The sequence below is a fragment of the Streptomyces sp. MnatMP-M17 genome, assembly GCF_900091995.1.
In the GTDB taxonomy this organism is placed as follows: Bacteria; Actinomycetota; Actinomycetes; order Streptomycetales; family Streptomycetaceae; genus Streptomyces.
Window position 1 is genome coordinate 1 of sequence record NZ_FMDK01000215.1, and the last position, 6,982, is coordinate 6,982.

The following is a 6,982-nucleotide window of genomic DNA, read 5'->3' on the forward strand; positions in this document are numbered from 1 at the left end:
CATCGCCGTACCGGCGGCTCCGGCGGGCGACGGCTCCGCCGGATCGGGCAGCGTCGCGGACGGGGCCTCCGCGCTGCTCGTCCTGTACTGCCTGGTACGGGTGCTGCGCGAGCGGGCCCGGCCGCTGACCAGGACCGCCGCGCTGGTGCTGGGACTTCCGGTGCTGGGAGTGTCCGTCGCCGCCCTCACCTCGCACGAACCAGCGGCCACTCTGCCCGGTCTGGCGCGCTATCTCCAGATCTTCGTACTGGTGCCGGGCGCGCTGCTGCTGCTGATCCGTAACCGCGCGGACTTCCGGCTCGTCGCCGGTGCCGTCGTCGCTCTGGCGCTGGTGCAGGGCTCGATCGGCGTGACGCAGTATCTGACCGGCACCGGCGCCTCGTACATGGGCGAGAACATCCGTGCCGTCGGCACCTTCGGAGCGACCGATGTGATGGGCATGGCGACCGTCGTGGCGTACGGACTGGTCGTCGCGGTCGGATTCGCGCTGGCTCCGGTGCGCGGCGTACAGGGCCACGGCGTACGGGGTCACGGCGTACGAGGCCACGGCGTACGGGGTCACGGCGTACGAGGGCCCGGCCGGCAGCGGGCCGTCGCGCTGGTCTGCGCCGGGCTGCTGACCGTACCGCTCGCACTGTCCTTCAGCCGTGGCGCCTGGATCGCCACGGCTGTCGCCGTCGTCCTCCAGCTCACGCTCTCCGGGGTGCGCAGGGCCGCCGTGGCCGCGCTCGCCGCCGGAGCGCTCGGCGTGGTCCTCGTCGGCGGACTCGGTATCGGCTCGCAGATGATCGGCGAGCGTCTCGACAGCATCACCCAGGTCACCGACGCGCCCGACCAGTCCGTCGCCGACCGGTACATGATGTGGGCCGCCGCCGCCGACATGTGGCGGGAGCGGCCGGTCACCGGCGTCGGGCTGAAGGGCTTTCCCGCTCACCGCGACAGCCATGCCTCCCTGGGGCTGTCCTCGGGCAGCGACACGGCGGGCGCCGGCCTCGGCTTCCAGCGCCAGCCGCTGCTCTCCCCGCACAACATGTATCTGCTGGTGCTCAGCGAGCAGGGCCTCCTGGGGATCACAGCCCTGGCGGGAAGCTGGGCCGCGCTGCTCGTCCTCGCGCTGCGCAGGCTGCCCGGTCCGCGCCACTCGCGAGCGGGACACCGCGGCAGTGACTGCGCGCTCGCCGTCACCGGACTGCTGGTCTGGCAGCTCGTGGACTTCGGCTACGCGGACATCGGCGGGCCGTCCACCGTACTGACGGCCGTGATGTTCGGGCTGGCCGCGTGGTGGGCACTGGGTCCGGCCCGAGGCAGGGACCGTGACCGTGAGACCGGGAGCGGGGCTGCCTCCGCGTGACCGATACGAGGAAGTCTCTGCCCGCGGTGCCCCCGCCCGTGTCTCCGCCGTCCCCGTCCTCCTCCTCCGCGGGACCTCCTCCGCAGGCCTCCCCACCGGATTCCGCGCCGGTCGCGCCACCCGTCGCACCGCCCGGCGCCGAGCAGCGTCCCGGTGCTCGTGGTGCCTTCTCCTCCGGGCGCTTCCTGGCACGGGCCGCGTTCCTCACCGCCCTGCTGACCGCCGCCGGAGCCCTCCTCGGTCTCCTCCGCGACCAGACCATCGCCCATCTCTACGGCGCCGGCCCCGACACCGACGCCTTCCTCGTCGCCTGGACCGTCCCCGAGGTCGCCGCCACGCTCCTCATCGAGGACGCCATGGCCCTGATCCTCGTACCGGCCTTCAGTCTGGCCCTGGCCCGCAGGGCCACCGAACCGCCGCCCGAGCGGGATCCCGTTCTGCTCCTCATGCGGGCGACGCTGCCCCGGCTCTGTCTCGCCCTCAGCGCGGGCGCGGCCCTGCTGATCGCCGCCGCGCCGTGGGTGGTGGCCGTCCTCGCGCCCGGTCTGCCCGAACCGCGGCTGGCCGTCGACTGCACCCGGGCGACGGCGACCTGCGCCTTCACCTTCGGCATGGCCGGATATTGCAGCGCGGCACTGCGCGCGCACGGCAGCTTTCTCGCGCCCGCGATGATCTACGCCGTCTACAACACCGCCATCATCACGACGATGCTGGTGGTCACCGACCGCTGGGGAGTACGGGCCGCCGCCGCCGGTGTCGCGTTCGGCGGAGTGCTGATGGTGCTGGTCCAAGTACCGTTCCTGTGGCACAGACTGACGGAGCGCCGGCCGGTCGCGGACAACGGTACGAAGGACGGCGGGAGCGGACCGCCCGTCGCGCTCGCGCTGCTCGCACCCGTCGTCGTCTTCGCCCTCAGCAGACAGTCGCAGGTCCTCATCGAGCGTTTTCTCGCCGCGCCGCTGCCCGCCGGAGCCATCTCGCATCTCAACTACGCGCAGAAGGTCGCGCAGATCCCGATGACGCTCTCCATGATGCTGTGCACCGTCACCTTCCCGGTGATCGCCCGTGCGATGGCGGCGGGCGAGACCGACCGGGCACGGCGCCGGGTCGAGCGCGATCTCGCGCTGGCCGGGATGATCGTGCTGGTCGGAGCCGCCACCGTGATCGCCTGTGCGCCGCAGATCATCGAAGTGCTCTTCCAGCGCGGTGCCTTCGACCGGGCCGACACGGCGGCGACCGCCGATGTGATGCGCGTCTACGCGCTCGGTCTGCTCGGCCACACGCTCGTCGGCGCGCTGGTGCGCTGCTACTTCTCCGCCGCGCGCCCGCTCTGGTTCCCGGCGCTCGCCATGCTCACCGGGCTCGCCCTGACCACGGGCGCGGGCGCCCTGCTGGTCGAGGTCTGGGGCGTGCTCGGTATCGCCGCGGCCAACGCCCTCGGTATTTCCCTCACCGCCGCCCTGATGCTGCACGGCGTCGGCCGCCACAGCGTGCCCGTCGACATCCGCGCCATGAGCGGCGGCCTTGTCAAGCTCAGCTCCGCCGCCGCGGCGGCCACCGGCTCCGGCTGGCTCTGCGGAAACCTCATTCCCTCGCCCGTACTGGGCGCCACGGCGGCCTGTGCGGCCGTCGCCGCCGTGTTCCTCGTCATCGCCCGCGCCCTTCAGGCGCCCGAGATCGACACCATCCTCCGCCCTCTCACACGAAAGCTCGCACATGCCCGCTGACACGGTGTCCCCAGGCCCCTTGTGGGCAGCCATGTACCACTCCGTCGCCGACACCGCCGACGACCCCTATCAGGTGACCGTCTCACCGGCCCGGCTCGAACGGCAGTTGCGCTGGCTGAGCCGGCGCGGACTGACCGGCGTCGGCATGGAGCGGCTGCTGCGCGCACGCGCCGGGGGCCGCGGCGCCGGACTCGTCGGACTCACCTTCGACGACGGATACGCGGACTTCCTGGAGCGTGCCGTACCGCTGCTGCGCGGATACGGCTTCACCGCCACGGTCTTCGTCCTGCCCGGCCGGCTCGGCGGTACGAACGAATGGGACAGCCTCGGCCCTCGTAAACCTCTGCTCACCGCCGACGGTATCCGTGAAGCCGCAGCGGCCGGTATGGAGATCGGCTCCCACGGACTGCGCCACACCGATCTCACCAGGGCCGACGACGAGCTGCTCGCCGCCGAGACCGCGCGGAGCAGGGAGCTTCTGCGGGCCCTCACCGGCGCCGAGGTGACCGGCTTCTGCTATCCGTACGGCACGGTCGACACCCGTGTCATCAAAGCCGTACGGGCCGCCGGCTACACCTACGCCTGCGCCATCAGTCCCGGGCCGCTGACCGGGATGCTCGCCCTGCCGCGCGTCCATGTCGGCGAGAAGGACACCGGACCGCGGCTCCATCTCAAACGGCGGCTGCACCGCTGGCGCCGCGAGCCCGTACCGGCCGCGGAGTACGCCGCGTACACCGACGCCCTGGTCGGCACGGGCGGGAGGACGGCACCGTGAGAGTGCTGCACATCATCACCGGCCTCGGGATCGGCGGCGCCGAGCAGCAGTTGCGGCTGCTGCTGAGCCGGCTGCCGACCGAGAGCGAGGTCGTCACCCTCACCAATCCCGGTCCGGTCGCCGAGGGCATCGTCGCCGACGGCGTGCCCGTCACGGATCTCGCCATGACCGGCAACAAGGACCTCGGCGCCCTGCCCAGACTGACCAAGCTGGTCAAGCAAGGGCGGTACGACCTGGTGCACACGCATCTCTACCGGGCCTGTCTGTACGGGCGGTTCGCGGCCCGCCTCGCGGGCGTACGGACCATCGTGGCCACCGAACACTCCCTGGGCGCCGTACAGATCGAGGGCAGACAGCTCTCCACGGGCGCCCGCGCGCTCTATCTCGCGGGCGAACGCCTCGGCACCACGACGGTCGCCGTCTCCGCCACCGTCGCGCGCCGGCTGGAGCGCTGGGGAGTGCGCCATGACCGGATCCATGTCGTGCCGAACGGCATCGACGTCGGGCGCTTCGCCTACGACGAGAGCGCACGGCGCGCCGCGCGGAGCCGTCTCGGGCTGCCGCTGGACGCCTTCGTGGTGGGCGGTGTCGGACGGCTGACTCCCAGCAAACGCTTCGACACGCTCGTACGGGCCGTCGCCGAACTGCCGCGCGCCCGGCTTCTGCTGGTGGGCGACGGACCGGAGCGGGAGCGGCTGCGGCGGCTGGCGCGGCGGTGGGGAGCGGCCCACCGGATCCTGCTGCACGGCGCGTGCGAGGATCCGCCGCGTGCCGTTCCCGGGACATTGCCGGGCGAGACGTCGCAGGGCGATCCGTCGGACGGGCTGTCAGGCGAGCTGTCGGACGGGTCCTCGGCAGAGCCCGCCCGCGCGCCCGATCTGCCCTCGCTGCTCGCCGCCATGGATGTCTTCGTGTCCACCTCCTACGACGAGGCCTTCGGACTCGCCGTGGTGGAGGCCCTCGCGGCCGGGCTGCCGGTCCTCCATGTCACCTGTCCCGCGCTGCACGACCTGCCCGCCGACGATGCGCCGGGAGCCCGGCAGATCAGCGGATCCGTGCCCGAACTGGTCGCCGAACTACGGCAGTTCGAGGAGACGTTTCCGCGTCGGCTGCCCGTGCCCAGGGCGGCACGCCACTACGACATCTCCCACAGTGCCGAACAACTGATGACGGTGTACGGGCATGCCGTGCGCGGTACGGCCCCCACCCGAGAGGTGAGTTGCCCATGAACCAGTCGAGTCCTCCGCGGCGCCGGGCCGCGCGGCGCATCCCGGTGTCGGCGAGGCTGAAGGCGCTGCCCGTCTGGGGGATCGTGCCGGCGGCGGCGCTGAGCGGCGCGCTGGCCGGAGGCGCGTACGGACTGCTCCGTACGCCCGAGTACACGGCCACCAGCTATGTCCTGGTCGTACCGACGCAGAAGTCCGATCCGGCCGCGGCTCTCGGCTTCGCGACGGCGTACGGACGGATCGCCTCCCAGGTGGCGCTGCTCGGTGACGCGCCGGTCTGGTCCGGTGTATCGGCGGAGACCCTCAAGAAGAATGTACGGACGGCCACTTCGCCGGACGCTCCGATGATCTCCGTGACGGCGACCTCCTCCGAGGCGTCGACCGCCGTGAACATGGCGGACGGCGTCGCGCGCTCCCTGGTCGTCAACGGCACGCACTTGCAGGGCAGTACGAACGTACGGGTGCTCCAGTTCTCCCGGGCGGTCGAGCCGACCGGCCCGGTCTCGGCGTCCGCCTCCCTGGCGGCCCTGGTCGGCGCGAGCGCGGGCGGGCTGCTCGGCGGGCTCGGTCTGCTGGTGCGGCCGAGGCGGCGGGCCGAGCAGGTCCAGGTGACCGTCCCGGGACCGGCGACGGCGTCCCAACCACAGCCGGAGACAGTCTGATGCACACCGAATCGAGACGGGCAACCGGTATGCCCTCGTCGGCGGCCCGTACGCGTTCCACCGCCGCGTCGTCGGCGTCCGCTGGATCCCCGGCGTCCTCCGGGGCCTCTGTGTCCTCCGGGGCTTCCGTATCTTCCGTGTCCCTCACCTCCTCCTCACCTTCGGCACCATCCGCCTCGTCCGTCTCCGGGTCCGTGTTCACCACGGAGGTATGCCGGGACTTCGGCCGTTTCACCGCGCTCGGGCCGGACTGGCACGCGCTGCACCGCCGTTCCCGTAACGCCACTCCGTTCCAGAACCACGCCTGGCTGCGCTCCTGGTGGGTGTCGTACGGCACGCCCGGACGGCTGCGGATCGTTCTCGTACGCCGGGCCGGGCAGTTGGTGGCGGCGGCGCCGCTGATGCTGGTCCACCGTCCCGTTCCCGTCCTCGTACCGCTCGGCGGGACCATCTCCGACTTCTCCGACGTCCTGCTCGACGACCGCTGTCCGGAGGCCGCGGCTGCCGCGCTGGCCAGGGCGCTGCGCGAAGTGGCCCGTACGTCGGTGATCGATCTGCGGGAGGTACGGCCGGGCGCCGCCGCGGAGCGTGTGGTCGCCTGCTGGAGCGGGCCGCGCCGGCGGCTGGCCGACTCGGTCTGTCTCGAACTGCCCGCCGTTCCCATGGACGAACTGCTCGGCAGGCTCGCCTCCTCGCGCGCCCAGCGCTTCCGCGCCAAGCTGCGCAAGCTGGACTCGCTCGGTATCGACGAGCGGGTGGTGCCCGAGGACGAGATCCCGCTCGCGGTCGCCCGGCTGCTGGAGCTGCACCGGCTCCAGTGGCAGGGCCGCGGCGTCACCGCCGAGCACCTCAGTACGCGCTTCGCGGAGCATCTCAGCCGGTCGGTACGGGCGATGGCCGGGTCCGGTGACGCGCGCGTGACCGAGTTCCTGCTGGCCGGCGAGGTGCTGGCGGCGGATCTCACCCTGATGTCGGGGACGCTGGCGGGCGGCTATCTGTACGGAGCCGATCCTGGGCTGCGCGCCAGAAAGGTGGATGTGGCCACCATGCTGCTGCGGAGCGGAGCGCGGCAGATCAGCGGGAGCGGGCGCACCACGCTGAGCATGCTGCGCGGCAACGAGCCGTACAAGCACCACTGGCGCCCGGAGACCGTGCGCAATCAGCGGTATCTGCTCTCCCGGCCCTGTCTGGAGCCTTCGCTGCGGCTGCTGATCGGACACGCGGCGGCCCGGGGACGGGCC

The 6,982-nt window shown here is 72.3% G+C and carries 6 protein-coding genes; all 6 read left to right on the forward strand.

Features of this window, described 5'->3' with window-relative positions:
- Position 1: 1 nt before the first annotated feature.
- Positions 2-1,351, forward strand: a complete 1,350-nt coding sequence (locus GA0115259_RS10540; protein ID WP_093594210.1) for an O-antigen ligase family protein — start codon at positions 2-4, stop codon at positions 1,349-1,351.
- Between the two features lie 38 nt (positions 1,352-1,389).
- On the forward strand, positions 1,390-3,078 hold the full coding sequence (locus tag GA0115259_RS10545) for a lipid II flippase MurJ (RefSeq protein WP_093594213.1): 1,689 nt from the start codon (positions 1,390-1,392) through the stop codon (positions 3,076-3,078).
- On the forward strand, positions 3,068-3,853 hold the full coding sequence (locus GA0115259_RS10550; RefSeq protein ID WP_093594216.1) for a polysaccharide deacetylase family protein: 786 nt from the start codon (positions 3,068-3,070) through the stop codon (positions 3,851-3,853). The genes GA0115259_RS10545 and GA0115259_RS10550 overlap by 11 nt, the downstream gene beginning before the upstream one ends.
- Positions 3,850-5,082, forward strand: a complete 1,233-nt coding sequence (locus tag GA0115259_RS10555) for a glycosyltransferase (RefSeq protein ID WP_093594219.1) — start codon at positions 3,850-3,852, stop codon at positions 5,080-5,082. The genes GA0115259_RS10550 and GA0115259_RS10555 overlap by 4 nt, the downstream gene beginning before the upstream one ends.
- Entirely contained in the window at positions 5,079-5,741 is a 663-nt protein-coding gene (locus GA0115259_RS10560) for a YveK family protein (protein ID WP_093594222.1), read from the forward strand. Before GA0115259_RS10555 ends, GA0115259_RS10560 begins: the two co-directional genes overlap by 4 nt.
- 194 nt (positions 5,742-5,935) lie before the next feature.
- Positions 5,936-6,982, forward strand: a 1,047-nt coding sequence (locus GA0115259_RS10565; RefSeq protein ID WP_256097969.1) for a GNAT family N-acetyltransferase, incomplete at its 3' end; no start/stop codon positions are given.

Excerpts from the sequence above, each read along its gene's own strand:
- GA0115259_RS10560 (WP_093594222.1), top strand. The coding sequence starts at position 5,079 with ATGAACCAGTCGAGTCCTCCGCGGCGCCGGGCCGCGCGGCGCATCCCG.
- GA0115259_RS10550 (WP_093594216.1), top strand. The coding sequence starts at position 3,068 with ATGCCCGCTGACACGGTGTCCCCAGGCCCCTTGTGGGCAGCCATGTAC.